At 30.6% G+C, this 556-nt stretch carries 1 pseudogene; it reads left to right on the forward strand.

The annotated features are described in order from the left end of the window. A pseudogene (locus MBCUT_RS02080) lies at positions 1-556 on the forward strand (hypothetical protein); the annotation flags it as partial.

Consider the following 556-nt stretch of genomic DNA (forward strand, 5'->3'; position numbering starts at 1 on the left):
TAGAAACAGTGAATTTACTAGTAATGGATACAATACAACATGGATATCCAACAACCCAGAACAAAACACCACACCAGTAAACAATGGCGGAGCAATATATACATCTAGTGGTATTTCTAATAGTAATTTTAATGTAATTAATTCTACTTTCAGCAACAACACAGCAAATAATGGTGGAGCAATATATATTATTCCTAGTCTTAATGGTACTATTAATGCTAATATAGCTGGTTCTACTTTCAACAATAACAACGCAACACATAATGGTGGAGCAATATATGCAACTAGTGGTAATGATAATAATAATAATCTTAATGTAATTAATTCTACTTTCAGCAACAACACAGCAAATAATGGTGGAGTAATATATATTGAGAGTTCTAGTGCTAGTATAACTGGCTCTACTTTCAACAACAATACTGCAAATAGTAATGGTGGAGCAATATATTCAGTCGTTTATAATAATTGTACTGGAAATACTAATATAACAAGTTCTAGTTTCAGTAACAATACTGCAAATAGTAATGGTGGAGCAATATATATTCTTAATGACAGA

It is taken from the genome of Methanobrevibacter cuticularis (assembly GCF_001639285.1).
Lineage (GTDB): Archaea > Methanobacteriota > Methanobacteria > Methanobacteriales > Methanobacteriaceae > Methanobaculum > Methanobaculum cuticulare.